Genomic DNA, 26939 nt, shown 5'->3' with positions numbered 1-26939 from the left:
CATGCTTATTCTTGACGATATCTCTGTACGCATCGCCGGACGCCTTCTGATCGACCACGCCAGTGTCACACTGCCTGCGGGATCGAAGACGGGTTTTGTTGGCCGCAACGGCACTGGAAAATCCACGCTTTTCCGCGTGATTACCGGTGATATGGCTTCCGAGACCGGCAGCATTTCTCTGCCGAAGAACACACGCATTGGTCAGGTGGCTCAGGAAGCTCCCGGCACGGAAGATGCGCTGATAGAAATCGTCATGAAGGCGGATAAGGAACGAACAGCACTTCTCGAAGAAGCTGAAACAGCGACCGATCCGCATCGCATTGCCGAAATTCATACCCGACTGGCCGATATCAATGCGCATTCGGCGGAATCACGCGCGGGCGCGATCCTGTCCGGTCTCGGTTTCAACACAGAAGCACAACGCCGCCCTGCATCCGCTTTCTCGGGCGGCTGGCGTATGCGCGTGGCACTCGCAGCAGTGCTTTTTGCTGAGCCGGATTTGCTGTTGCTCGATGAACCGACCAACTATCTCGATCTTGAAGGCGTGTTGTGGCTTGTTGATTATGTGAAGCGCTATCCGCATACCGTCATCATCATCAGCCATGATCGCGATCTGCTGAATTCTGCTACGTCATCAATCATGCATCTTGATCAGAAGAAAATCAGCTTCTGGCGTGGCAACTATGATCAGTTCGAGCGGCAACGTCATGAAATGCTGGAGCTTCAGCAAAAAGCCCATGTGAAACAGGAAGCACATCGCAAACACATGGAAGCTTTTGTGGAACGCTTCCGTGCCAAGGCGTCGAAGGCCAGACAGGCGCAATCGCGTATGAAGGCGCTGGAAAAGCTGAAACCAATAGACCTTTACGTCGAAAGCAATGTGCAGCCGTTCCGCTTCCCTGACGCGGAAAAGAAAGCCGCCTCGCCAATCATCGCGCTTGACCATGCCGATGTCGGCTATGTGCCGGGTAAGCCTGTGTTGCGAAACGTCACGCTGCGCATCGACAATGATGATCGCATTGCGCTGCTCGGCTCCAACGGTAATGGTAAGTCGACGCTCGCCAAGCTGATTGCCGGTCGGTTGCAGCCCGAAAAAGGCAATCTCACGCTTTCGCCCAATCTGAAAGTTGCGTTCTTTGCCCAACATCAGATGGATGATCTGATACCGGAAGACAACGCGATCGAGCATGTGCGCAAGCTGATGCCGCTTGAACCTGAAGCCAAAGTTCGTGCACGCGTTGCCCAGATGGGGCTTTCGACTGAGAAAATGCTGACGCCCGCCAAGGATCTCTCAGGTGGTGAAAAGGCACGCCTGCTAATGGGCCTTGCGACTTTCCATGGCCCAAACCTGCTGATCCTCGACGAACCGACCAACCACCTTGATATTGATAGCCGCGAGGAACTGGTTCACGCTCTCAACGCCTTCAACGGCGCCGTTATTCTGATCGCGCATGATCGTCACCTGATCGAAGCGACCATGGAGCGGCTATGGCTGGTGCGTGAGGGTCGCGTAAAAGCATTTGATGGCGATCTGGACGAATACCGCCAGATTGTTCTCGCCGATGCCAAGGGTGAACAGGCCTCAGAGCGCGAAGAAGGCCCGAAGGTCAACAAGGCGGAACAGCGTAAACTTGCCGCCCAGAAGCGCGAAACACTGGCGCCCCTGCTCAAAAAGATTAAAGAAACCGAGAGCTTGATGCAGAAACTGCAGAAACAGATTCACGGCTTCACATCGCAGCTGGAAGACCCCGCTCTTTATGAAAAGGAACCACAGAAAGCGATCCGGATCAATAAAGAGATGAGCGAAGCGAAATCAGCGCTTGCCGATGCGGAAGACAAATGGCTTGAAATGTCTTCCGAATATGAAGAGGCAATGGCTGATTAAACTTGCGGGCGGCGAATACGCGTCCGCATAAGCGCATAAACGCCGAGCACGCCAATGATGAGGCCAATCGTGGTGTAGGTCTCATCAGCTTCTTCAGCCCCTCGCCTAAGCACCAGTTCGACTTTGGAGAGTTGCAGGCCATCCGTATTGCCCTGCACGGCGCGGAAAGCATAAGTGCCGGATAAAACCGGATCAATATCGCCTGCACTCTGGCGCAACACGCTGCCATCCTGCGGGCGATCTGTGTTAATAGAGCTACTGGTCGAAGCGAAATCGAGACCTTGCGACAGAACGGGAACTCCATTCCGGCTCACGGCCAGCGTTACGGCCGAGCGGCGCTCGGCAGGCACATAGCCAGGCAGCGGCACTGCATCGAGGAAAATACGTACAGGCGCGTCGCTCGCCTCAAGCTTGATTTCCTGTGTGATGAAGCCACCCTGACGGCTTTCCAGAATTGGCCAACGGCCAATCTCGTCACCAGTGAAGTGACGCACATACCAGGGATAACCAAGGGCGAGACCAAAACCCGCAATAATCATCGCAACGAAAATTGCACGCATCAGGCTTTGCGCTCCCAACGACGATCTGGTGTCTGTTGCCAGTAGGTCAAATCGTGGTTCTCCGTCTTGAAGGCTTTCCACTGCGCGCGAGCATGTTCGAGCTGATCCTGATCATGCCCGTCAAACATGACAACAAGTCGCTCGTAGCCGCCCGCTTGTTCCAATGCAGCACCTTCCACGAGAAAGCGAACCGTTGCTCCGTTGGGATTGGCTTCCGAGGTTGTCAGTAGCACCGGCTGCTGTTCAGGGTGCGGTTCCTTGTCGGTGCCATGAGCCACGAAAGATGTGTCAGAGAATGTCCAAAGCAGACTATCGAGCGCATCCCGTCTTTCATCACTCACGGCCTGAATCGTCACACGCCAACCGCGCCCGAGGGAGCGTTCTACAAGCCCCGGCAGGGCTTCATCCAGTGTCGATTCTGTCAGGTGGTAAAAGAGAATTTCAGCCATGCGCTCTCTTTAAATTATTGATGGGGGCGAAGAAAGTGATTCACCTTCTCGCCCCAACATATTGTTCTTGAATCGAATTCAGCTTTCGAAATTATCGCGGACAAGTCGGTCGAGAAGCCGAACGCCGTAACCCGAAGCCCACGATTGGCTATACTCATTTGTTGGCGATCCCATAGCTGTTCCGGCCACATCGAGATGCGCCCATGGCGTATCGCCCACGAAACGCTTGAGGAACTGCGCCGCGGTGATCGAGCCTGCATAGCGGCCTGAGCTGTTCTTCATATCGGCAAACTTGGAATCGATCATCTTGTCGTATTCCTTGCCGAGCGGCATACGCCACAGCTTTTCACCAGTTGCCTGACCTGCTTCATAAAGCTGATCAGCAAGCTCGTCATCGTTCGAGAATAGACCAGCATGATGCGTACCGAGTGCAACCATGATCGCGCCGGTCAGCGTAGCGAGATTGATCATGAACTGCGGCTTGAAACGATCATTGGTGTAGTAGAGTGCATCTGCCAGCACGAGGCGGCCTTCAGCATCGGTGTTAATCACTTCGATTGTCTGGCCAGACATCGATGTAACGATATCACCCGGACGCTGAGCATTGCCATCCGGCATATTCTCAACAAGACCGATCACGCCGATAGCATTGACCTTCGCCTTGCGACCAGCAAGAGCGCGCATCAAGCCGGTAACGGCTGCAGCGCCACCCATGTCGCCTTTCATTTCTTCCATACCAGCAGCAGGCTTGATCGAGATGCCGCCAGTATCGAAAACAACGCCCTTGCCCACGAAGGCAACCGGCTTCTCCTTGGACTTGGCACCCTGCCATTCCATGATGACCAGACGTGGTGGACGAACCGAGCCCTGTGAAACACCCAGAAGCGAGCCCATGCCGAGCTTCTTCATTTCTTTTTCGCCGAGAACTTCGACCTTTACGCCAAGCTTTTCAAGCTTTTCGGCTTCTTCTGCAAATTCTACAGGGCCGAGAATATTGGCAGGCTCATTGACGAGGTCGCGCGCCTTAAGAACACCGTCGGCCACAGCCTCGGCAACTTCAAGCGCTCTTTTGGCACTGTGAACATCTGCCGTCTGAATATGAATTTTTGCTGCGTGCTTCGGTTCGGCGTTTTCTTCGCTCTTGCGGGTCTTGTAGCGATTGAACTCGTATGAGCGGAGAATCATACCCAGAGCAACGTCGCCTGCTTCATCGCCCGCAATTGTCGTTTCAGGCAGAGCCAGCGTTAGGGTTGCGCGTTCGGCCTTGCCGATTCGCGAAAAAGCTGCGCCGCCAATCTTAATCCAATCATCATTACCAAGTTCGCCGGGGTCGCCGACGCCAACCAGAACGACCTTGTCTACGCCGCCTTCCGAGGTGTCAATCGCTTCTGCAGTCTTGCCCAAAGCACCTGTAAAGCCTGCAATTTCGGCGATTCGAGTGATTTTTTCGGCTCCGCCTGCCGCGTGGCCTGCTTCTTCTGCGAAGCCGCCGCCCTTGGCGACCAGAACAATGCTTACGCCTTTTTGCGGTGCTGAAAATTCACTGAAAGAAATGGAAGGACGTTTCGACATAACAACTCCAAACAAAGACCAGACAATGAGATGACACGATTGTGTCGCGACTTTTCCTTACTCATGTGAGACGAATATGGCGAAACGGCAAGTCCGCCGCATCATGAAAATCAGTTTTGCGTTAACTTCGGTGACAACTTGCCAAGCTCCGTTTCCGTACCCACCTATGTTCAGCAAAAACAGGTTGCAACCAGCCACGCTCTCCCTTTAGAGAAGCGAGCGCTAGCTTCGGCTGAAAATCTTTAGTAATCTGTTAACCAAATTTGTTCGGCTAATTTTAGCCAAGTGCAGTTAGACTGAATATTCATTTACGAGCGTTGTTTCTTTAGGGACAGGCTCCTTCAACGGAACCGGGATGTAAACTCCACCTATGAAATTGATTGAGTTGTACATCCTCCGCCGCGTGGCGATTATGTTCTTTGCGGTGTTGGGCGCCGCAGTGGGCATTACGTGGACTGTGCAGGTACTGCAACGTGTCGACTTTCTCACCACAAGCGGTCAATCAATTCAGACAATCATTCAGTTCAGTTCGCTGCTGATTCCGTCCGCAATTCCTCTTGTCATGCCTTTTGCGTTGATCATTGCAATTACGCAGACACTTTCGACAATGAACCAGGATTCCGAGCTCGTTGTCATCAATGCATCCGGCGCGCCTCGCAGCGCGGTAATGCGTCCGATACTCATGCTCGCAGCGATTATCTCTGTCGTTTCCTTTCTCGTCGCTAACTATGTCGACCCTTATGCGCGCATGAACATGCGTGCTATGATCGCCAATGCCAGCGCTGATTTGCTGAATGTGGTTGTTCAGGAAGGTAGCTTCCGCAAACTTGCGGACAATCTCTATATTCAGATCGCCGAGCGCCGTGGTGATGGCAGCATCGGCGGCCTGTTTATTGCAGATTCTCGCGATCCAACGCTTGATCTGATTTACTATGCAGCTGATGGCAACATCGCGAGCACGCCCGCAGGTGACATGCTGCTGATGAAGGATGGTGAAGTCCAGCGCCGCGATGTTTCAGACGGCACGGTTTCGATTATCAAGTTCAACTCCTATGCCTTCGATCTGAGCCAATTCACGTCAGCTGGCGATGATTTTGTGATCTATGCGAAAGATCGGCCGCTTACATATCTGCTGAATCCGGATCCGAACGACCCGATCTTGCAGACGCGCCCTCTGCGCTACAAGGCTGAGCTACATCGCCGTTTGACCGAATGGCTGTATCCAGTTGTTTTTGCTTTGATCGCGCTCGCTTTTGCTGGCGACTCCCGCTCACATCGTGAAGCGCGCGTATCCGCTTCTTTCTCCGCGATCAGCACGGCACTTCTGGTTTACTGGGCGGGTTATTTCTCGGCCGACCGGGCTGATAAGGACGAGACATATATCGTCATGATGTATCTTGTGCCGATTGGTGTAATGCTTGTCACCGGCTTTGCTCTGTTAACAGGACGGCGTGTCGGGCTCCCAGACAAGTGGAACGATCGGATACTTGATAGCTTCGACCGATTGAAACGAAATATAACAGCTACTTCAGATCGTCTACTTGGGCGATCCCGCAAAGATACGGGGGGACGAGCATGATTGGCTGGACTCTCGGTCGTTACTTTTTCATGCGATATGTGCAGATTACACTGTATTTTCTGCTCGGTATCTTTGCTTTGGCACTTTTGCTCGACTTTACCGAGAACGCCAGCAAACTCGCTAATCTGCCTGGTTACACGGTATGGGCTGCGCTAGGTATCTCTGCGATGCGCGTCCCATTCATCATGCAGCAGATGATTCCCTTCGTCGCGCTCTTCTCTGCAATGGCGACACTCATCTCGCTTAATCGCAAATATGAGTTGGTTGTCGCACGTTCCGTTGGCGTTTCGGCTTGGCAGTTTCTGCTTCCGGCATGTTTCGGCGCATTGCTGTTTGGCCTCGCCACCATCTTCATTCTCAATCCGTTTGCGGCCTATGGCTTTTCTAAAGCTGACGAGATCGCTTCGACCTGGAAGAGCGGCAAGGTAACCGACGTTTCCGCGCTCCGTGATCCTTGGCTTCGCCAAAAGACCGACGATGGCGAAACCATCATCGGCGCCAAGAGCATCCTTGATCGCGGGGCAACGCTTGCCGACGCTACCTTCATTCAGTTTGATGATAAGAAGAAAATCAGAGATCGCTATGATGCTCGCACCGCGAAACTCATGGATGGTCATTGGGAATTAACGGACGTAACGAGATTTTCGCGTGGTGAGGAACCGCGCAAACTGGAGAGCGTCAATATTCCTACGCAGTTGCGTCCGGAATATGTGGAAGAAAAGCTCGCCTCCCCTGATACAATTCCATTCACGCAGCTGCGTCACAAGATCGAAGTTGCGCGTTCTTTCGGTTATTCAGCAAACGCATTTGACATGCAATACCAGTCACTTCTGGCATTGCCTGTATTGCTGATGGCCATGACTCTCATTGCTGCAACAGTGTCCCTGAAATTTGTGCGGTTTGGTCAGTCCGGAGCGATGATTCTGGGTGGCGTTGTCGCCGGCTTCATGCTTTATGTCGTTTCGGTACTGGTGAAGGCATTCGGCAATGCAGGATTCGTTCCTCCATTCGTTGCAGCATGGGTTCCTGTAATTATTGCGACATTTTTTGGTGTCTCCTTTTTGTTGCATAAGGAGGATGGTTAGTGGGTTCGAGTAACGCCCGCATGGTATTGCCCCATTCATTCACGCGTCTTGCACGCGGGACTGCTTTGGTGTGCGCCCTTGCTATACCTTTCATTTCAGTCGCAATCCTTCCTTCGCAGGTACAGGCGCAGGATGCTCTGGGAGCAAATTACCAGAGCGATCCTAATGCGCGTATGCTTCTGCAGGCAGATGAGCTTGTCTATGATCGCGATGTGAACGTCGTTACCGCTCAGGGTAAAGTTCGCATTGAATATGACGGCAATCGCCTCGTCGCGGATAAAGTGACCTATAATCAGCAGACCCGTCGCATGACTGCGACTGGGAACGTTGAAATTGTAGAGCGGGATGGCAACAAGATTTACTCCGACCATCTTGATGTGACGGATAGTTTCCGCGACGGCTTTGTGAATGGCCTTCGCGTTGAGACCACCGACAACACCCGTTTTGCAGCCGAAAGCGCTGAGCGCAGCAACGGTGAGATCACCACCTTTAATAACGGTGTGTACACGGCCTGTCAGGCTTGCGAAAAAGATCCGGACAAGCCTGTGCTTTGGCAGATCAAGGCACGTAAGATTATCTGGAACAGCGCGACAAAGACGGTGCGTTTTGAACGTGGCAAGTTTGAGCTGCTCGGCATTCCGTTGGCTTACTTCCCAGCCTTCGAAATGGCCGACCCGACAGTCAAGCGTAAGAGCGGCTTTCTGTTCCCAGGTTTCAGCTATAAAGACGACCTTGGGTTCGGCATCAAGAACTCATATTTCTGGGCTCTAGCACCGAATTACGATCTGACGCTTTCGACCACTGCTTACACGAAGCAAGGCTTCCTGACGCAGGCCGAATGGCGTCATCGTCTCGAAAACGGCTCCTATAATCTTCAGATTGCTGGCATTCATCAGATGAAGCCGGGTGAGTTCAGCACCAATACGCTAGATCGCGGTGAAGATAACCGCGGCATGGTCGCATCCAAAGGCGACTTCGATATCAATTCGCGTTGGAAGTTTGGCTGGGATGTAATGGCCCAGACCGATCGCAATTTTAGCCGTACCTACAATCTTGAGGGCTATAACGCACAAACTCAGGTTTCAAAGATCTATTTAACCGGCATCAATAACCGGAATTACTTCGACCTCAACTTCTATCGCTTCAATGTGCAGGAATCTTATCCGCTCACGTCTACGTATAAAGACGTGGAAATGCATTCGAAGCAGCCTTGGGTTTTCCCAAGTCTCGACTATTCTTACACCGTGCCTGATCCTGTTTATGGTGGTGAACTTAACATCACCACCAATGCGCAGGTTCTGTATCGTCAGAATGCGAATTATACGCTCAATCCAGGTAATAATTCGATCTATTACCCACGCATCCCTGGTTTCAGCGGCACAAATGCGCGTCTTACGACGGAAGCTGAGTGGAAGCGTACATTTATCACGCCATCTGGTTTGGTAATTACGCCGCTTTTGGCTCTGCGCGGTGATGCTATCAGTGCCAATACGAACTTTGATCCAGCTGTTGCGGGTTACACCGACGCCGTAGTTCGCTCCGAAGCATTGCGCGCAATGGCTACCGCCGGTTTGGAATTGCGTTGGCCGATTTTGTTCTCAAGCACCAGCTCGACACATATTCTTGAGCCGATTGCGCAGATCTATATGCGCAACAACGAACGTTACGCGGGCGAACTTCCGAACGAAGATGCACAGAGCTTCGTGTTTGATGCTACGAACCTGTTCTCGCGTGACAAGTTCTCTGGCTATGACCGTGTGGAAGGCGGCACTCGTGCCAATCTCGGTCTTCGCTATTCGGGCAACTTCAGCAATAGCGACTGGGGCTTGTATGCTCTCGCAGGGCAATCATTCCAGCTCGGCGGTGTGAATTCGTATGGCACCAGCGATTTCCTGAATGTAGGGGCAGATTCCGGTCTTCAGGATGCACGTTCCGATTATGTTGCAATGATCGGCACCTCTAATTCGACCGGTCTTGCACTGGCTGCACGCGGACGTTTTGACAAGGATAACCTAGACGTTAAGCGTGGCGAACTCGAAGTACAGCAAAACTGGCAGAAGCTGTCGGTTTCAGCTCAGTATGCTTACATCGCTCCGCAGCCGGCTTATGGTTATTCAGAGCTCCGGCAGGAAGTTACGGGTGCTGCTACTGCACGTTTAGATGCTAATTGGCGTGTCTTCGGTTCAGGCACTTATGACCTTGTGTCGGATACACTTGTTCGCGCATCTTCTGGTCTTGCCTATGACGATGAATGCTTCACCTACTCGATGGCTTACGTTCAAACCCGTAATCCGGGTGAGGACAAGGCATCTCATAGCGTTGGATTCAATATATCGTTCAGAACACTCGGCGACATTGGCAGCGGTGCTCAAACCTTCTAAACTTCCAAAGAGCGGAAACAATCGAACTTGTTTCCGCTCTTTCCTTTTATGCCGCAGCATCACTTAATCATTTCAAATAACGTTCGCTTTTTTATCGATTTTATTCAGTTAAGTACCTTTAATTACCTCGTAAATTGCTAAAGGGTCATTGTTTCGCCGCTTTGGCTCCTCTATACAGGCATCATAATATGTCTGGCCTCTGATATGCTTGTTCAGTTTGAACTTGCGTCAGATGACTAGTAAGATTGGACACATCCGGTGAAATTTGTCATTCGCCGACCTGAAGGAAATCGGGAAATAAAGATGATGTTTGCAAGACCTCTATTCGCCTCCCTGCTGGGCGCTGCCGTATGTGTGACGGCGCTTGGAACGGCTGCGACTTTGACACCGGCATTTGCTGCCGGCGGAACGGAGGTCAAGGTCATTGTCTCCGGCAATGCAATCACCAACGGCGATATTCAGCGCCGTGCCGCATTTCTGAAACTGCAGCGTAAAGGCGGCAATCTTAATCAGGTTGCTCGTGAAGAACTGACTGAAGAAATGCTGAAGCGCGTCGAAATGAAATCGCGCGGCATTAACATTTCCGATCAGGAAGTCGATCAGGCCTATGCAGGCTTTGCGACCCGTAACAAGATGAGCGTCGCTCAGCTTAATCAGCTGATGAATCAGGCTGGCATTACACCTGATCATTTCAAGAAATACATCATGGTCCAGATGGGCTGGGGTCGCCTCGTCAGCGCGCGCTTCCGCGCCACTGGGATGGTTAGCGAGCAGGACGCTGTTCAGCGTATGCTGAAAGACGGCGGCAAAAAGCCTGTCTCAACTGAATACCATCTGCAGCAGGTTATTTTCGTCGTTCCAAATGCAAAGCGTTCGCCTGCTCTGCTCGGCAAGCGTCGCCAGGAAGCAAATGCATTGCGCTCGCGCTTCCAGAGCTGCGACACTACCCGTCAGCTAACCAAGGGCATGATCGACGTTACAGTTCGCGATCTCGGTCGGGTTATCGAACAGCAACTTCCGGGCGAATGGGCCAAAGACGTCAAAGCTGCTGGCGTAAACCGCGCAACTCCTCCACATGACACCGAAAAAGGTGTTGAAATTCTAGCCGTATGCTCGACGCGTCAAGTTTCCGATGACCGAGTCGCGCAGCTTGTCTTCTCCATGGAAGGCACCGATTCCGAAGCGGGACAGGAAAAGAAGGCTGATGATCTGAGCAAGAAGTATCTTGCTGAGCTGCGCGAAAAGGCAACGATTGTAAATCGTTGAGTTTCGCTCCAGAGCCTTGGCAGTGCAAAACTGACCGTATAATTTGAGGGGGCGTCTGCCCCCTTATTTCATCAGCCGAGATAAACAGCTATGACTATTCACCCGGTTCCTCCGCTCGCCGTCAGCATTGGCGATCCTTCAGGTGTTGGAGCTGATGTTGCTCTCAGCGCATGGTTGCAGCGCAAAGAGCTTTCTCTGCCAACGTTTCTGCTCATTGCCGATCCGGCGCAGCTTTCAGACCGCGCGCAGCATCTTGGCCTGAATGTGCCAATCGCAACGATTAGCACCCCTGCCGATGCTTGCGACGTCTTTGATGTAAAACTGCCCGTTTTGCCATTGAAAAACACGCATAAGGAAAGCCCCGGCAAACCTCTGCCGGAAAACGCAGCAGGTGTTATTGAAGCAATAGAACGCGCCGTTGCGCTGACATTGAGTGGCGAAACATCAGCCGTTGTCACCTGCCCGATTGCCAAAAAGCCGCTCTACGATGCAGGTTTCAAACATCCCGGACACACGGAGTTTCTCGCTGAACTCGCTAGCAAACATCTCGGACGCACAGTCATTCCGGTAATGATGCTGGCTGGCCCCGAACTACGTGCCGTTCCAGTCACAATCCACATCCCTCTCGTCGACGTCCCGCGCTTACTGACCAAGGATGATATTCTGGAAGTGGCTTACATCACGGCGCAGGAACTGACGGATCGTTTTGGCATAGCAGCACCTCGTATTGCGATTTCCGGCCTCAATCCTCATGCGGGTGAAGGGGGTGCACTGGGCAAGGAAGATGATGCTATTATTCGGCCAGCAGTCGAAGAATTGCAGCGTGAGGGCATCAATGCCTGGGGACCATTGCCTGCTGACACCATGTTCCATGCACAAGCACGCGTGACTTATGATGTCGCCATTTGCATGTATCACGATCAGGCGCTTATTCCGGCGAAGGCTCTCGCTTTTGACGAGACGGTCAATGTTACCCTCGGGCTTCCATTTATCCGAACATCCCCTGATCATGGAACTGCCTTCGACATTGCAGGAAAAGGCATAGCGCGCCCTGACAGTCTTATAGCATCCATAAGGCTGGCACAGGAACTCGCCGAAAACGAAGCAAGGCGGAAATCATGAGCATCGACAATCTTCCGCCACTGCGTGAGGTCATCGAACGGCATGACCTGATGCCTAAAAAGTCGCTTGGGCAGAACTTTCTGTTCGACCTGAACCTAACATCGAAGATCGCTCGACAGGCAGGCAATCTGCAAGATCAGCCGGTTATCGAGGTCGGTCCCGGTCCGGGTGGTCTGACACGCGCCTTGCTCGCTCAGGGTGCTATTGTCACCGCAATTGAGCGCGATGAACGGTGCCTTGATGCTCTTGCAGAGATCGAAGCGCATTATCCGGGACGTTTGCGCATTATTTCCGGTGATGCATTGGAGCAAGATTTCAAAGCTCTCTTTCCGGATGGCCCGAAGCCACGCATCGTGGCTAATCTGCCTTATAATGTGGGAACACAATTGCTGCTCAACTGGCTTCTGACAGAGCCTTGGCCACCCTTTTATTCCTCGATGACCCTGATGTTCCAACGTGAAGTTGGCGAGCGTATTGTGGCCGCACCTGATACGGATCATTATGGGCGCCTCGGCGTTCTGGCAGGCTGGCGTACGCATTCGAAAATTGCTTTCGACGTGCCCCCACAGGCGTTTACGCCTCCGCCGAAAGTTATGTCGTCGGTCGTCCATATCACGCCGCGTGAAGAGCCGCTCCCATGTCGCGCGGATGCTTTGGGCCAGATTACGCAGGCAGCCTTCGGGCAACGCCGAAAAATGCTGCGTCAGAGCCTCAAGCCTGTCGGCGGCGCACAACTTCTGGAAAAGACCGGAATTGATGGTACCCGGCGCGCCGAAACGCTAAGCGTCGAAGAATTTGTTGCACTGGCCAATGCTTACCGGCCAGTGTGATTCAATTCATCTTTGAACCATCTTTGGCGTCACTTGTCAGTGGCGCCAAATTCATCTGCTTGAAAACCTTATCGACATGATCCATTTCCGAGCGGAAGCTCGACATGGATGAACCTGTCAGCTTTTCACCCGCATTGAGCTGTGCTTTGAGCGGGTCGACATAATGATCACCGACTTTGAGCTCATAATACAAATGCGGTCCGGTCGAGTAGCCGGTTGATCCCACATAAGCGATCACTTCACCCTGCTTCACATGCTGGCCGACTTTCAGCCCCTTCGCTTCTCCGGAGAGATGAGCATAGGTGGTACTGTAGCCGCCCTGGTGGCGAATGCGCACATACTTGCCATAACCCTTTTGCGACGAAATCAGCTCAACCGTTCCATCTCCCGCAGCGACAATCGGCGAGCCGATCGGTGCATCGTAATCCACGCCATTATGATGTTTGCGGACATGCAAAACCGGATGCACACGCCAGCCAAAACCATCATTCAACCGGCCATTTGGTAGTGGCTTGTGCATGAGGTATTTGGTCATCGAGGAACCATCTTCGTTGAAATAGTCAGCGTTTCCCTCGACTTCATGCCTGTAAAGACGCTTGGCCTGACCGTTTGTAGTAAACTCCACAAACACCAGCTCAGGATCGGCATCCACGCTCTCACGAAACAGGAGGTCGATTTTATCAACCCCGTTGGCGCCCTTCTGAAGCGATACGTTATTCTCAGCCGCGAGTTTCTTCACATCATCCGCGACTTCGCTCGGTACCCCTGCTGCAATAAGCCGGGACTGAACAGATCCATCCGTTACTTTTTTAGCGGGCTGGCGCGATGCGGACAACATAGCATCATGAGAAAGACGCGCGAAAAGTCTCTGATTATCATTCGCGCGGAAAACACCATCGTCTGTCCGTCCATAAACGGAATCTGATGCATTACCATGTCTGAACCGTGCCATGGTTATATGCGCTGGCTTGCCCTGCGACTGATCGAGTAGCAGAACCAGATTATCACCAGGAACGAGGTCTTTTCGACCAAGCGCCTGTTCCAGATGTGCTGCATCGTCAGCGGAAACATCCGCCGCCTGCATGAGTACACCCACCTTCTCGCGCGACTGTGGAGCGAGAACAATTTCGTGCGCTTTTTTGTGAGGCGTATCCGCTGGCTTGGCAAAGCTTACATTCAGCGGCACACCTTTTTGATTGGCAAGCGCTGAAATTTCATCTGGCTGATCAGAGGTTTTCTCCCCTCGCCGTTTACCTCGTACCGATGCCAGATCGAGCAGACCCCGCCCGCTTCCTTCATTCTTCAAATCAAGGATGACATGCTGATAGGTAAAGAGCGTCGCTTCTCCATCGTCGGTACCTTCGGCAATATCGATGCGCTTGGCAATGCGTCGGTTCTCATCAACTTCATTCTGAGGAACCAGCCGCGCTTCTTTCATGGCCGCATGACTGTGAACCAGCGTGGTAGGATCGATCATCACAGGCTGTGAAGCATGTCCATGTCGCACCAAACCTCCCGTCACCAGAGCCATTGCGCCACCCGCCAGAAGCGTAGCTGACGCCAGCGCAATACAAGCGCGTCGATGTGTGTGAATTGAAAAGCGTACGCGTTCTAGTGGCTTGAGAGCACGCTGCGAAAGCGGAGGCAATTTCGTATGCTCAGCCAAAGCAGCAGCATGCGCGTCGTTGGACCGGATCATGAGATCTGGCGATACAACAACGTGAATCTGCTTATCTCTGCGGGCAGCACGAAACAGCATGCAGTGAGCGGCTCCAAATTCCATCTGAAATAACAAACGGACCAGAGGGCCAGAGCACGGCCAAATTATGGCTCCGGTGGCCATAATCCACCGGAGATAGAAGCTCAAACGCTCAAGTTAAATTTATCAGGCTCTGGCGCGTGCCTTACGATGCGCCGACAAAGACGACCACGTGTAGATAATCAGGCCTGTCCAGATGAGAACAAAAGCTACGAGCTGCGCATTCGAAAATGGCTCGTGGAAAATGAAAATTGCGAAGATAAACAGCAGCGTAGGCGTAAGATACTGCATAAGGCCAAGCGTCGTATAACGCAGCAGCTTTGCACCGCCAGCATATAGGATCAGCGGAATTGCAGTGAATGGTCCTGCAAGCAACAGCAGCGAAACGTTCGACATAGTGCCTGAGAAGAAATGATCCTGACCATTGGCCATCAACCAGAAAACATAGCCAAGCGCCGGGATTGAAAGGATAACCACTTCAAGCGTAAAGCCCTGCAAAGGTGGCATAGGCAAAGACTTGCGGAAAAACCCGTAAAGACCAAATGTCAGCGGTAGCACCAGTGAAACCCAAGGCAGGCCACCAGCATTGAGAGTCAGAACGAGAACAGCGGCAAATGCAAAGCCGACTGCAACATACTGCACTTTTGACAGCCGCTCACCGAGAAACAGCCCGCCCAAAACCACATTGAATAGTGGATTGATATAGTATCCGAGTGCGGCGCCGATAATCTGGTCATGCGCAACAGCCCAAACATAAACCGACCAGTTTACAGTGATAAGTGCAGCGGTCAGTGCAGCCATTGCAAGCATTCGCGGCTTGCGCAGAGCATCAAGGATCGTGCGAAATTGTCCGATGAAGAGTAGCAAAATCGCCGCAACTGGCACCGACCAGATTACGCGATGTGCGACAATTTCAAGTGCGGGGAGATGTGACAAAGCCTTGAGATAGAAGGGCAAAATAGCCCAAAGACCATAAGCCCCCATAGCCATCATGAAGCCACGGCTTCCATCTGAAAGCTGGCCTCCGGATAAGGTTTGCTCGGTCATTTCTATCTCCGAATTAAGTGTAGGCTCGGAAAAGCTACGAACTTTTTCGAGTTAGTCAGACTGCTATGCGCCGATCAATCCATAAAATCTATTCAATTAAACTGATCAAAGCATCAATCTTCGTGAAAGAAGCGGCTTATTCAGCCGCCACCAGACCAGCTAAAGAACGGTTCTTCATCAATTTATAATTGACCGAATCCATCAGCGCCTGAAACGATGCATCGATGATATTGTCGGAAACGCCGACCGTGCGCCAACGAGCACCCGTAGCATCACCAGATTCAATCAAAACGCGGGTGATAGCTGCCGTACCACCATTGAGGATACGCACCTTGAAATCCACCAGTTCGAGATCTTCGATTTCATCCTGATAGCGGCCAAGATCCTTGCGGAGCGCAATATCGAGAGCGTTGACCGGACCATGACCTTCGGCAACCGACATATGCATTTCACCGTCGACTTCGACCTTCACCACGGCTTCCGAAACAGTTTTCAATGAACCATTGGCATCGAACCGACGTTCAACAAGACAGCGGAAAGAGTCGACTTTGAAGAATTCTGGCTGCGGGTTGAGCATGGCTCTCGCCAACAGCTCGAAACTCGCATCAGCACCTTCATAAGCATAGCCTTCTGCTTCGCGCTCTTTGACCAGCGCAATCAACGTATCCAGTCGCACATCGTCCTTGGCAACGCGAATGCCGCGACGCTCCAGTTCGGCGATAAAGTTCGACTTACCACCCTGATCCGAAACCATGACGCGACGGCGATTGCCAACGGTTTCAGGCGGAACGTGCTCATAAGTCTGCGGGTCTTTAAGCAGTGCTGAGGCATGAATGCCTGCCTTGGTCGCAAAGGCGGACGTACCTGTATAGGGCGCCTGCTCGGTCGGCGCACGATTCAGAATATCATCGAAGGCGCGTGAAATGCGGGTGATTGCTTTCAGCGCATCAGGCTTGACACCAAGTTCAAAGCGATCAGCCCAATAAGGCTTCAATGCCAGTGTCGGAATAAGAGAGACGAGGTTCGCATTACCGCAACGCTCACCGATCCCATTCAGTGTTCCCTGCACATGCCGCACACCTGCATCGATTGCGGCAAGCGAAACGGCGACTGCCTGTTCGGTATCATTATGTGCGTGGATGCCAAGGCTTTCACCCGGAACAACAGCTTTGACCGCATTGATGATTTCAGCCACTTCCGACGGCTGTGTCCCGCCATTGGTATCGCAAAGCACGACCCAACGAGCGCCTGCCTCATAGGCAGCCTTCGCACAAGACAATGCATATTCAGGGTTGGCTTTGTATCCATCGAAGAAATGCTCGCAATCAACCAGCGCCTCACGACCAGCCATACGAACAGCTGTCACCGATGCAGTAATCGATTCCAGATTTTCCTCATTGGTGCAACCGAGAGCGATCCGCACATGGTAATCCCAGCTTTTGGCAACGAAACAGACTGCATCGCTTGAAGCCTGCAGAAGTGCAGTCAATCCCGGATCATTCGATACCGAAACGCCTGCACGCTTGGTCATGCCAAAAGCTGCAAACTTGGCCCGTGAGGTCTGTCGCTTTTTGAAGAAGGCCGTATCCGTTGGATTTGCACCCGGATAGCCGCCTTCCACATAATCGACACCCAGTTCTTCAAGCAGAATGACAATCGCTTTTTTGTCTTCGACAGAGAAGTCAATGCCGGGAGTCTGCTGTCCGTCCCGCAAGGTCGTGTCGTAGATATAGATCCGTTCGCGTGCCATTTTGCCTGCCTGTCGGTGGGTGTATGCCGTTATAATTTATGGCTTTTCAGTTCTCAGTATCGTGGTCGGGGTGCTGGTAGGACACCATGGTTCTCACAAACTCGATACTTTCCGGATCTCGTTCGGTCTCGAAACCGGGCAGTTTTGCGAGGTCATCGACATAGGGAAGCTTGACTTCGACACCCCATTGAATTGTGGGTTCAATCTCTTCTGGTGCATCGAAAGCGCCTATGGAAAGCGCCACACCATCCGGCGCCTCGTAAGTCAGCGGAGTTCCGCATTCAGCACAGAACCCACGCTTGACGTGATTCGACGACTGAAAACGCTTCGGTTCGTTACGGGTCCAGATGAGTTTTGCTTCACCCACCGAGACCAGCGGAGCATAGAAATTGCCAAAGGCTTTCTGACACATGCGGCAATGACAGATAGATGCTGAACCAAGTACGCCCTCGACATGAAAGCGCACCGCACCACACTGGCATCCCCCGCTATAGAGCAGCTTATTATCAAGCGTCATGGCTTCCTCCCAGAAACTAAACGATCGTCAGCTTACCACTTCCCATGTCGTGATGCGTTCGCCGGTGTCAGGATGTTTGCCGTCCTTCAACTGCACGCCCTGCGCCAGAAGTTCATCGCGGATACGATCTGCTTCTGCCCAGTTCTTGCCAGCTATGAAATTCAGGCGCTCGGCAATCAATGCATCGATTGCAGCTGTATCAACATCTGCCTTTGCAAATACTGGCACATCCTGTGCAGTCACAAAGTAAGGGTCGAGCAAGCCTAATAGCGCCATGCCCTCGCCCAAAGCTGCAACGTCCTTGGCCTTGAATGCTTTGCGTAGAGCCGTGATAGCAGACCAGGTGTTGAGATCGTCCGACAATGCGTCAGCGACTTCTTCAACAACGGAAAGTGCAGAAGGCGCAGCAAAGTCTGCATCGCGCAACAAACCATACCACCGATGCAGCTCTTCGGCAGATTCTGCTAGACGCTGCGCCGTCCAGTTGATCGGCTCGCGGTAATGCGTTTGCAGCATAGAAAGACGAGCAGCCAGACCGACCCAGCGATCGCGAGCATCCTTGTCATCCCAGACACCAAGCTGCGGCAAACCATCGTTCAGCACATCGCGAATGGTTATGAAGTTGCCAAGCGACTTCGACATCTTCTGCCCTTCAACCTGAAGGAATCCATTATGCATCCAGATGTTGGCCATACGCTCAGTTCCGAATGCGCAGCATGATTGCGCAAGCTCGTTTTCATGATGCGGGAACACCAGATCGATGCCACCGCCATGAATGTCGAACTGGTTCTTATACGGATCATCGCACTTCAAACCGCCGCCAAAAGGCGCCAGCAGCTTGGCCATAGACATGGCCGAGCACTCGATATGCCAGCCGGGACGACCAAGCGTTGCAATACCTGCCGGTGAAGGCCAACCCGGTTCACCATTGCGCGATGGCTTCCACAGCACAAAATCCATTTCATCGCGCTTATAGGATGCAACATCGACGCGAGCGCCAGCCAGCATCTCATCGAATGGACGGTGGGAAAGCGCGCCATAGCGTGCCCCACCCAAAGCGTTCATCGCTGACGGGGAAAACAGCACATGCTCATCTGCAACATAGGCAACGCCGCGCTCGATCAGCTTCTCAATAATATTACGCATGTCGTCGAGATGCTCGGTTGCACGCGGCTGGCTCGACGGCTCCAGATTTGCCAGAGCCTTGATATCAGCTTGAAACTGGTTGTTTGTGCCTTCGGTCACCCGGCGGATTGCTTCATTGAGCGGAAGGTTGGGATATTCAGTAGCAGCACGCGCGTTGATCTTGTCGTCAACATCGGTGATGTTACGCGCATAAGTGACTTTTTCCGTGCCATAGAAATGGCGCAGCAGGCGGAAAAGAACGTCAAAGACGATAACCGGACGTGCGTTGCCGATATGGGCGAAGTCATAAACGGTCGGTCCGCAGACATACATGCGCACATTATTTGCATCGATGGGGGTGAAATCCTCCTTCGTGCGAGTGGCAGTATTGTATAGGCGTAGTTGCGGCGCATCAGCCATTTTATTTCCCCAAAGGACCTGAAAATACGGGCACGAAAGACCGCAGCCGTCTGGCCGGGGCGTTATCATCCTGTTTCATGGTAGGGGAGACGAAAACGGCCGGGCCAGCAAGCTGCTAGCCAATAATAATCGAACCAGTACAAATGATCGTGGTCGGCGTTTTCATGACGCTACTTATCTCTCTCGACCTCAATCACGTCAAGAGCTTTTGAAAAAGTTCAATAGAAATAAAGTATTTCCCTCAGACTGCTGAAGCTGGAGTGCCTGACAGGCTTATATGAAGCCGGCCTCGTCAAAATCGCTGTTGCATTTCGGCAACCCCACTCCCCCTTCATCCTTATCCCGTTGATGTTAACCGGAATTCCTCAAAACCGGCTCTAAACAGCCTTCATTCCGTCCCAATCAATCACAAAATGGTGAGTGTAATTTGGAAGAGGATGGACCAATGCCTAAAAATGAACTGCAACCACGACAAGACAAGCTCATTGACCAGTACCGCGAAATCGGACCGGCTGTGCTGGTTGCAGCGTTGATGAGCAAGACCAATCGCGAAAGCAAAGGTCGCAACGACAATACGCGCCGCTCAATTCTGGCAGTCAAAAAGACAGGCTGATCCGCTTCATCGCGTCGTCAGCGTCCGGCTCGTCAGAACATGGAAAGCTGACCGTCGGGCTCATCACCCGGCCCAGGCTTTTTCTTTCTTTTGGCCTGATCCAGTGATGGCGCCACAAGATTTTCCTCTACTCTCGCCTGAACGTCAGGAGAGGTATTGGCAACTTTGTTGACCTTGTCCGACACCGGAATGGCTTCAAAAAAGTCATCCTGAACTGGCCGCATGATGTCGGCCACCTCTCGCGGAAGCAGGGTCTTGCAGTTAAGCCAGCGGGCATAATCCTCTGGCTTCACCACCACAGGCATACGCTCGTGGATGGGACGGAGAAATCCGTTTGCACTTGTGGTCAGAATACCCGCTGTATCGATTTGCGAGCCGTCAGCGCTGCTCCATGTTTCAACGAGCGCACCAAAAGCCACGATACCGCCGTTGCGTGGCCTGATCCAATAAGCCTGCGCTTTGTTCTTTCCCTCGCGCCGCCATTCGTAAAAGCCGGAAGCGGGAATCAGCGCACGCCGATGATTGAGTGCCGCACGGAAAGAATTTTTCTCGGCTGCCGTTTCAGAACGAATATTGAAGACAAGATTCCAGTCGTTGGGATCCTTGACCCATGACGGCACAAACCCCCAGCGCACCAACATCCCGATACGGTCGGGCCTGTTGCTTCCCGGAGGCGGCGTTTCGCCTGCCAGAATAGAGAGTATCGGCTGCGTTGGTGCAATATTGTAGCGCGGAGGAAAATCCTCCTCGATCATTGCACCGAGCAGGGCTTCAACTTCTTCGCGGCTGGCAGTCAGAGAAAAACGTCCACACATAACGGCCATGTTCAGATTTTTGAGTTAATCGTCAAGCGGGCTTTGCTGTTGCCAAAAGCGGTTTGCCGCATCATAGCTTGTGCATGGTTACAGTTCCCGTCATCCCTGCCCCCGTTCAGATACACGGTGTTTCTCTCATATGTCGCCGTGATGGCCGCTTTTTGCTGGTCGAACGCGGCAAGGAACCATGGAAAGGCTGGCTGGCTTTTCCGGGTGGAAGTATCGAAGCTGGGGAAACGCCGGAAGAAGCTGCCATTCGAGAACTGAAAGAAGAAACTGCGCTGGATGCGGACTCTCTCCGACATGTTATCACAGTTGATCTGGCACTCGAAGGCAAGGCCTATTCAAAGAGCTACTTCCTGTCAGTTTATCGTGCGTTTGACGTTTCAGGTGAGGAACAGGCTGGTGACGATGCAGCCGCAATACACTGGCTGAGCATCGAAGAAATGGCCCATGCAAATGTGACGGATAGTACGCTGGATGTGGCGCGCTCCATCGCTGAAATCGAGGATGCTTCAGGCGCGCATTCCGTATCGCCTTGAAGTGGCCCCGTTTCTCATTCAGGAATTTCTTTCTTCAGAGGGGCGTATATTGCAGGAAAAACGGCTTTCCATATTGGTCATAGCATTCTGGCTGGGCATCCTGTCCCCGGCCCTTTCTGCCCAGGATGCTCCTTATGAAGGCAAAATGCTCAGAATTGAGGATGCTTCAGGCGCGCATTCCGTATCGCCTTGAAGTGGCCCCGTTTCTCATTCAGGAATTTCTTTCTTCAGAGGGGCGTATATTGCAGGAAAAACGGCTTTCCATATTGGTCATAGCATTCTGGCTGGGCATTCTGTACCCGGCCCTTTCTGCCCAGGATGCTCCTTATGAGGGCAAAATGCTCAGAATTGCGGAAGTGCTTGGCTCGCTTCACTATCTGCGCAACCTTTGCGGAGAAACCAGCAACGAATGGCGTGAGCGCATGGATGCCATTATTGCCGCCGAAAAACCTGATGAAGCCGAGCGAGTACGTCTTGTTTCAAGCTTCAACCATGGATACCGCGTTTTCAGCGACAATTATGTTCGTTGCACGCCCTCGGCTCTTGCGGCGATTGATCGCTACATGAAGGAAGGAGAAAGCTTGTCGAACGAGCTTATCTCGCGCTATGGGAATTAACCAATTATTCAGTCTTGTGCGGAAGGGCAGAAATTGCCTCATTCAAATCCGCTTTAATCTGTTAACACTGTCTTAAACGTGACAGTCAGGCTGCAGGTGATCGTGCTCCCAATGGTGAGAAATCAGCTGATACAGCAAGAAGGGCGCAAGCCGGGATGAAGTCTATGGAATATATGCCAGCAGATCTGGACGAGATGATCGCCCGCGAAAAGAAGCTTGTTGCGATTGAATACCAGAATGAAGCCTGGGCAGACGGCATTTCCGAAGGAATTGAGCCGGAAATTCTGGCGGAAGCTGCTTTCACTACAGCCCTGACAGAACTTATGCGTTCAACGGGCGAAGACAGCGCGCTCGAACTTATCGAGAAGATGCGCGAGCAGATTATTGCAGGCACCTTCCTGCAGGATCGTGTTCTTCAGTAGGCAGAGTTATCTGTCGCAAATGCCCGCATACGACTAGGCGGCGTATCGTATATCCGCTCCCACACTCTGCGGAACTGTCTTGCTGACGCGAACCCTGCTCGCTCGGCAATATTCTCCATATCGAGAGCCGAATTCAGCAGCATCTCGCGAGCAAGGCTTATTTTCAGCCGATTGGCATAATCGATCACGCTCATGCCTGCATGTTCATTGAACAGGCGTGAAAGATTGCGCGGGCTTGCCCCGCTGGCTTCAGCGAGTTTCTCGACAGACCAGTTTTCAGCCGGATTTGCAGCCACAGCATCCTGCGCACGATGCACCACAGGATGCATGTGATTGCGGCCTTCAAGCCATGGCGAAAGCTGCGGATCGCCACCGCTGCGACGCAGATAAACAACAAGATAACGCGCCACTGATAGAGCCAGTGCATGCCCTGCCATCTCGGCCAGAATATGCAGCATTAGATCAATACCGGCAGTAATGCCCGCACTGGTCAGCCTGTCGCGATCCTCCACAAACAAACGGTTTTGCAGAACATGCGCGGTCGGTGCGAGTCGATGCAGCTCATCAATCGCCATATGATGCGTGGTGCAGTCATACCCCTCAAGCAAACCCGCGCGTGCTGCTAGAAGTGCACCAGAGCAGATTGAAACCAATTTGATACCCGGACGGATTGTACGACGCATCCAGCTCACGATTTGCGTTTCAAGCGCTGCATCTTCGTCGCGATTAACGACAGCAATCCCAAGCGGAATGTCAGCTGAGCCGGATATCACCACAAGCGCATCATCTGGCAGGTGATCGGGTAGAGGCTCAATATTGGCAAGCGTGAGACCGATGGAGCTGAGCGTCGTTTCGGAAGGCCCGATAAACGTCACTTCAAACTGCACCCTATTTTGCTCCAGATTAGCCTTGCGCAAAACCTCCATCGGCCCCGCCACGTCAAGCAAAAGCGTGCGCGGCGGGACGACGACAAAGACCCGGACAGTTTTATGGCTGTCGGCGGTTTGGTTCATGCAGCTTTCCGTTCTGCGCTGCCTGCAAGAGCCTGTTCCACCGTTGCTATCCTTGCAAAGCGATCCGCAAGTACCAGCTCGGTACGCGCGCGAATTTCCGCAGCACTCCACACGTGACCACTTATGTCAGTCATGGGGAAAGTCAGCGTGGCTTCGCCGACATAATCGACATCAAAGCCAAGGTCAGATGCATGACGCGTGGTGGTCTCGCAGCACTGCTCGGTGCGGATACCTGAAACGATAACCCGTTTGATGTTGTTAGAAATCAGCCAGACATCGAGACCCGAGCCCACCAATGCGCTATGGCGACGCTTACGGAAAACGGCATCCGGTTCGATCCTGATCGGTGCAAGCGCCTTCACAAGACCTGATGCCTCCGAAAACGGTCCCTCATTCTCAACATGAAAGATTTGCACGACCGGAATCCCTTTGCGCTTGGCACCGTCAATCAAAGCCTGCTGCCGCTCAATGTAAGCGGCAACCTCTTCTTCTCGATAGTAAGGTCGATGCCGAAAAGATTCCTGAACATCGATAACCAGCAAGGCTGTGTCGTTGGCGGACATTTTGTGCTCCTTGTAAATTTATACAAGAACACAATAATCCCGACAATCCAGGCCGAAAGATTAACTTCGGACAAAGATGGGACAGATCACGCCAATCGTTGAGCCATTAGTGGCGAGGCAAAGCTTCCAAAAACTCGACTGGCTCGCCCTTGTTGGGATTAACGATTTCCGCTTCCCACATGACTTTGATACCGCGCACGAAAGTACCAACCGGCCAGCCAGTAACAGTCTTGCCATGATAAGGCGTCCAGCCAGCCTTTGAGCCAGCCTGTTCATGCGTGATCGTTTCGCGGCGTTTCATATCGACGATGGTGAGATCGGCATCATAGCCAACAGCAATGCGACCTTTGCGAGCCATACCGAAAATGCGGTTGGGGCCGTGGCTCGACAGATCGACAAAGCGCTCCAGCGAAAGCTTACCCGCATTGACGTGATCGAGCATGATTGGCACCAGCGTCTGAACGCCGGTCATTCCAGACGGCGAAGCCGGGTAAGACTTCTGCTTTTCTTCCAGCGTATGTGGTGCATGGTCGGAGCCGAGTACATCGATAATGCCCTGATCAACGCCCTTCCAAACACCATCGCGATGGCGCTTTTCACGCACCGGCGGGTTCATCTGGATAAGATTGCCAAGCGTCGCATATTCATCCGCCGACAACGTAAGGTGATGCGGAGTGGCTTCACAGGTTGCCACATCCTTGTGGCCTTGAAGGAAATCTATTTCTTCGGCTGTAGAGATATGCAGGACGTGAATACGTGCACCGGTTTCGCGGGCGATACCGACAAGGCGTTCGGTGCATTGCAGCGCAGTGGTAACATCGCGCCAGACGGGATGGCTCGATGGATCGCCTTCAACACGGAGATTTTCGCGCTCCTTAAGGCGGAATTCGTCTTCCGAATGGAAGGCGGCGCGGCGACGCGCATTTTTCAGGATCGAACGGACGCCTTCATCGTCCTCAACCAGCAGATTGCCTGTCGAAGATCCCATGAACACCTTGATGCCTGCCGCACCTGGCAGGCGCTCAAGCTCGGCAACGTCTTTTGCATTGTCCCGCGTTCCGCCGACCCAGAAGGCAAAATCGCAATGCATACGATGACGGCCACGGCGAATCTTGTCCTCAAGCGTTTCAGCGGAAGTCGTCAGTGGTTTGGTGTTCGGCATTTCGAAAACCGATGTCACACCACCCAGAACCGCAGCAAGCGAACCTGTTTCCAGATCTTCCTTGTGCTCCAGCCCCGGCTCACGAAAATGCACCTGACTGTCAACAACGCCGGGCAAAATATGCAGACCGGTACAATCGATGACTTCACCGGCAGAACCTGCTGCAAGCGAGCCAATCGCCTCGATGCGCCCGTTACGAATACCAATGTCCCGCTGACCTATACCGTCGTGATTGACGATGGTTGCACCTTTCAGGATTGTGTCGAACGTTTGGGCCATTGTTGTCTCCTGCTGGCTGAATGGGACTTGCGAGCCTTTTCAATGCGGCTTACGTAACGATGGTTATAAAGGCAAGGAAGAAGCGATGGCGACGGTAGCGGAAACGATCAATCTTTCCAACAGAGCACTGGTTCACATTACAGGCGAAGACGCGGAAAAATTCGTGCAGGCCGTGATCACAACCAATCTCGACAAGCTTGGCGCCGATGAGCTGAAACCCGGCGCGCTGTTGGCACCGCAGGGCAAGATCATGTTCGACTTCCTTGTGTCGCGCATTGAAGACGGGCTGCGATTCGACATGCCTGCTGGCATTGCAGCTGATTTTGCTAAGCGGATGACCCTCTATCGTCTGCGCGCCAAAGCCGAAATTAGCCAATTGCCAGAATCACTTGTGAGTGTTTGCTGGCAGAACGATTCCGCTTCCTCAGAAAGCGATTCAATTAAGCGCGATACCCGGTTCCCTGAAGAGCTGAATGTTATTCGCATTTACGGACAGGCCGGTAAAATCAGCGATGAAAGTGCATGGATAGCTCTTCGCGCTGAATATGGCATTGCCGAAGGTGAAGCCGATTTCGCCTATAATGATGTGTTTCCGCACGACATTAATTTCGATCAGACTGGCGGCGTGACTTTCCCGAAAGGCTGCTTCATCGGGCAGGAAGTCGTCTCGCGTATGCATCACCGGGGCACGCCGCGTCGACGCGTCCTCGTAGCAAAATCTGATGCACCCCTGCCAGCAATGGGTACGTCGGTTACGGTCGGTGGACGCGATATCGGAACCCTTGGCAGTTCGTCCGGCAAACTCGGTCTGGCGCTTGTGCGCATTGACCGGGTGAAGGATGCGCTTGATTCCGGCACACCGATTCTGGCTGGTGAGATCGAAATTACGCTCGCCCTTCCCCCGCATGTACGCTTCACATTTCCAACTGCCGATGCGGACAAAGCCTGATGGCAGCCGCTGACCGGTCATCGGGCAAAGATCGCGCCTGGCAGCGCATGTTGTCAGGCCGCAGACTGGATCTTCTTGATCCGTCGCCCCTTGATGTAGAGATTGAAGACATCGCGCATGGTCTTGCGCGTGTCGCCCGCTGGAATGGGCAGACCGTCGGCGAACACGCCTATTCGGTTGCCCAGCACTCGCTGCTGGTTGAACAGATTTTCAACCGGCTTGTGCCTGATGCGAGCATCGAATGGCAAATGTTGACGCTCCTGCACGATGCGCCTGAATATGTCATTGGCGACATGATTTCGCCCTTCAAAGCTGTGATGGGCGGGAATTACAAACTGATCGAAGCACGTCTTGAGAGTGCAGTTCACGTTCGGTTTTCGCTGCCAGCTTCCATTTCCGTGTCTCTAAAAAAACTGATCAAGCGTGCCGATCAGGTCGCAGCTTTTTTTGAGGCAACACGACTTGCCGGGTTCAGCGAAACAGAAGCGACCAAATATTTTGGCCGTCCGCGCAGTTTCGATCCGTCAGGGCTAGACCTGACGCCCCGTCCGACACAAAGCGTTCAAAATGATTTTCTGGCGCGCTTTGCAACATTGGAACAGGCGCGAAAAAAATAA

The 26939-nt window shown here is 52.8% G+C and carries 25 protein-coding genes; 13 read left to right on the top strand and 12 right to left on the bottom strand.

Annotated elements, in window-relative coordinates; all coding sequences use genetic code 11:
• Position 1 precedes the first annotated feature (1 nt).
• On the top strand, positions 2–1885 hold the full coding sequence (locus tag RT142_RS15825; protein ID WP_112805018.1) for an ABC-F family ATP-binding cassette domain-containing protein: 1884 nt from the start codon (positions 2–4) through the stop codon (positions 1883–1885).
• On the opposite strand, the gene bspB is transcribed toward RT142_RS15825, so the two are convergent.
• The 3 genes from bspB to RT142_RS15810 form a co-directional block, all read right to left on the bottom strand.
• Positions 1882–2445, bottom strand: a complete 564-nt coding sequence (bspB, locus tag RT142_RS15820) for a type IV secretion system effector BspB (RefSeq protein WP_079211711.1) — start codon at positions 2443–2445, stop codon at positions 1882–1884. The genes RT142_RS15825 and bspB overlap by 4 nt on opposite strands.
• A complete protein-coding gene (locus tag RT142_RS15815) occupies positions 2445–2894 on the bottom strand; it encodes a DNA polymerase III subunit chi (RefSeq protein WP_007874334.1) in 450 nt (149 codons plus the stop codon). Before RT142_RS15815 ends, bspB begins: the two co-directional genes overlap by 1 nt.
• Positions 2895–2972: 78 nt before the next feature.
• A complete protein-coding gene (locus tag RT142_RS15810) occupies positions 2973–4466 on the bottom strand; it encodes a leucyl aminopeptidase (RefSeq protein WP_113159080.1) in 1494 nt (497 codons plus the stop codon).
• Between the two features lie 370 nt (positions 4467–4836).
• On the opposite strand from RT142_RS15810, the gene lptF reads away from it, so the two are divergent.
• The 6 genes from lptF (at position 4837) to rsmA (ending at position 12729) form a co-directional block, all read left to right on the top strand.
• Positions 4837–6045, top strand: coding sequence for an LPS export ABC transporter permease LptF (gene lptF / locus RT142_RS15805; RefSeq protein ID WP_007874331.1), 1209 nt, complete (start codon positions 4837–4839; stop codon positions 6043–6045).
• Positions 6042–7130 carry an LPS export ABC transporter permease LptG gene (gene lptG / locus RT142_RS15800; RefSeq protein ID WP_313029859.1) on the top strand — a complete coding sequence of 363 codons (1089 nt, stop codon included), beginning with the start codon at positions 6042–6044 and terminating at the stop codon, positions 7128–7130. The genes lptF and lptG overlap by 4 nt, the downstream gene beginning before the upstream one ends.
• A gap of 20 nt (positions 7131–7150) precedes the next feature.
• Entirely contained in the window at positions 7151–9511 is a 2361-nt protein-coding gene (locus RT142_RS15795; RefSeq protein ID WP_112805026.1) for an LPS-assembly protein LptD, read from the top strand.
• A 303-nt stretch (positions 9512–9814) separates the two neighbouring features.
• Positions 9815–10777, top strand: a complete 963-nt coding sequence (locus tag RT142_RS15790) for a peptidylprolyl isomerase (RefSeq protein WP_007874325.1) — start codon at positions 9815–9817, stop codon at positions 10775–10777.
• Positions 10778–10867: 90 nt separating this feature from the next.
• Positions 10868–11899: a 4-hydroxythreonine-4-phosphate dehydrogenase PdxA gene (gene pdxA, locus RT142_RS15785; RefSeq protein ID WP_215776217.1), complete on the top strand. Its 1032-nt coding sequence runs from the start codon at positions 10868–10870 to the stop codon at positions 11897–11899.
• Positions 11896–12729 (top strand): 16S rRNA (adenine(1518)-N(6)/adenine(1519)-N(6))-dimethyltransferase RsmA, encoded by an 834-nt coding sequence (gene rsmA / locus RT142_RS15780; protein WP_112805030.1) that lies wholly within the window; start codon positions 11896–11898, stop codon positions 12727–12729. Before pdxA ends, rsmA begins: the two co-directional genes overlap by 4 nt.
• A gap of 1 nt (position 12730) precedes the next feature.
• Here rsmA and RT142_RS15775 read toward each other — a convergent pair whose 3' ends face one another.
• The 5 genes from RT142_RS15775 to cysS all read right to left on the bottom strand — a co-directional run bounded on the left by RT142_RS15775 (position 12731) and on the right by cysS (position 19347).
• On the bottom strand, positions 12731–14488 hold the full coding sequence (locus RT142_RS15775; protein ID WP_194778764.1) for a M23 family metallopeptidase: 1758 nt from the start codon (positions 14486–14488) through the stop codon (positions 12731–12733).
• Positions 14489–14614: 126 nt separating this feature from the next.
• Positions 14615–15535, bottom strand: a complete 921-nt coding sequence (gene rarD / locus RT142_RS15770; protein WP_007874321.1) for an EamA family transporter RarD — start codon at positions 15533–15535, stop codon at positions 14615–14617.
• Positions 15536–15671: 136 nt separating this feature from the next.
• A complete protein-coding gene (gene cimA, locus RT142_RS15765; RefSeq protein WP_313029853.1) occupies positions 15672–17285 on the bottom strand; it encodes a citramalate synthase in 1614 nt (537 codons plus the stop codon).
• A gap of 46 nt (positions 17286–17331) precedes the next feature.
• Positions 17332–17802 (bottom strand): GFA family protein, encoded by a 471-nt coding sequence (locus RT142_RS15760; protein ID WP_313029851.1) that lies wholly within the window; start codon positions 17800–17802, stop codon positions 17332–17334.
• 27 nt (positions 17803–17829) lie between these two features.
• Positions 17830–19347 carry a cysteine--tRNA ligase gene (cysS, locus tag RT142_RS15755; RefSeq protein WP_079211702.1) on the bottom strand — a complete coding sequence of 506 codons (1518 nt, stop codon included), beginning with the start codon at positions 19345–19347 and terminating at the stop codon, positions 17830–17832.
• Positions 19348–19792: 445 nt separating this feature from the next.
• Here cysS and RT142_RS15750 point away from each other — a divergent pair, with 445 nt between their 5' ends.
• Positions 19793–19960, top strand: a complete 168-nt coding sequence (locus RT142_RS15750) for a hypothetical protein (protein ID WP_007874312.1) — start codon at positions 19793–19795, stop codon at positions 19958–19960.
• A 32-nt stretch (positions 19961–19992) separates the two neighbouring features.
• Here RT142_RS15750 and RT142_RS15745 read toward each other — a convergent pair whose 3' ends face one another.
• On the bottom strand, positions 19993–20775 hold the full coding sequence (locus RT142_RS15745; protein WP_112805038.1) for an SOS response-associated peptidase: 783 nt from the start codon (positions 20773–20775) through the stop codon (positions 19993–19995).
• 83 nt (positions 20776–20858) lie between these two features.
• Between RT142_RS15745 and RT142_RS15740 the strand changes: the two genes are divergently transcribed.
• From RT142_RS15740 to RT142_RS15730, 3 genes are all read left to right on the top strand, one after another.
• Positions 20859–21317 (top strand): NUDIX hydrolase, encoded by a 459-nt coding sequence (locus RT142_RS15740; RefSeq protein ID WP_112805040.1) that lies wholly within the window; start codon positions 20859–20861, stop codon positions 21315–21317.
• 239 nt (positions 21318–21556) lie between these two features.
• Complete coding sequence (locus RT142_RS15735) at positions 21557–21934, top strand: TIGR02301 family protein (RefSeq protein WP_084479887.1); 378 nt, start codon at positions 21557–21559, stop codon at positions 21932–21934.
• 164 nt (positions 21935–22098) lie between these two features.
• A complete protein-coding gene (locus RT142_RS15730; RefSeq protein WP_171379961.1) occupies positions 22099–22356 on the top strand; it encodes a hypothetical protein in 258 nt (85 codons plus the stop codon).
• Here RT142_RS15730 and RT142_RS15725 read toward each other — a convergent pair.
• The 3 genes from RT142_RS15725 to RT142_RS15715 form a co-directional block, all read right to left on the bottom strand.
• Complete coding sequence (locus RT142_RS15725; RefSeq protein ID WP_112805042.1) at positions 22350–23369, bottom strand: GlxA family transcriptional regulator; 1020 nt, start codon at positions 23367–23369, stop codon at positions 22350–22352. The two genes, RT142_RS15730 and RT142_RS15725, sit on opposite strands and share 7 nt — an antisense overlap.
• Positions 23366–23932 (bottom strand): isochorismatase family protein, encoded by a 567-nt coding sequence (locus RT142_RS15720; protein WP_105518331.1) that lies wholly within the window; start codon positions 23930–23932, stop codon positions 23366–23368. The genes RT142_RS15725 and RT142_RS15720 overlap by 4 nt, the downstream gene beginning before the upstream one ends.
• 106 nt (positions 23933–24038) lie before the next feature.
• Entirely contained in the window at positions 24039–25373 is a 1335-nt protein-coding gene (locus tag RT142_RS15715) for a dihydroorotase (RefSeq protein ID WP_112805046.1), read from the bottom strand.
• An 85-nt stretch (positions 25374–25458) separates the two neighbouring features.
• On the opposite strand from RT142_RS15715, the gene RT142_RS15710 reads away from it, so the two are divergent.
• Positions 25459–26322 carry a YgfZ/GcvT domain-containing protein gene (locus tag RT142_RS15710; RefSeq protein ID WP_112805048.1) on the top strand — a complete coding sequence of 288 codons (864 nt, stop codon included), beginning with the start codon at positions 25459–25461 and terminating at the stop codon, positions 26320–26322.
• Positions 26322–26939: a YfbR-like 5'-deoxynucleotidase gene (locus RT142_RS15705; protein WP_007874295.1), complete on the top strand. Its 618-nt coding sequence runs from the start codon at positions 26322–26324 to the stop codon at positions 26937–26939. The genes RT142_RS15710 and RT142_RS15705 overlap by 1 nt, the downstream gene beginning before the upstream one ends.

It is taken from the genome of Brucella sp. (assembly GCF_032066345.1).
Lineage (GTDB): Bacteria > Pseudomonadota > Alphaproteobacteria > Rhizobiales > Rhizobiaceae > Brucella > Brucella pseudogrignonensis.
This window is presented reverse-complemented; position numbering and strand designations above follow the sequence as displayed.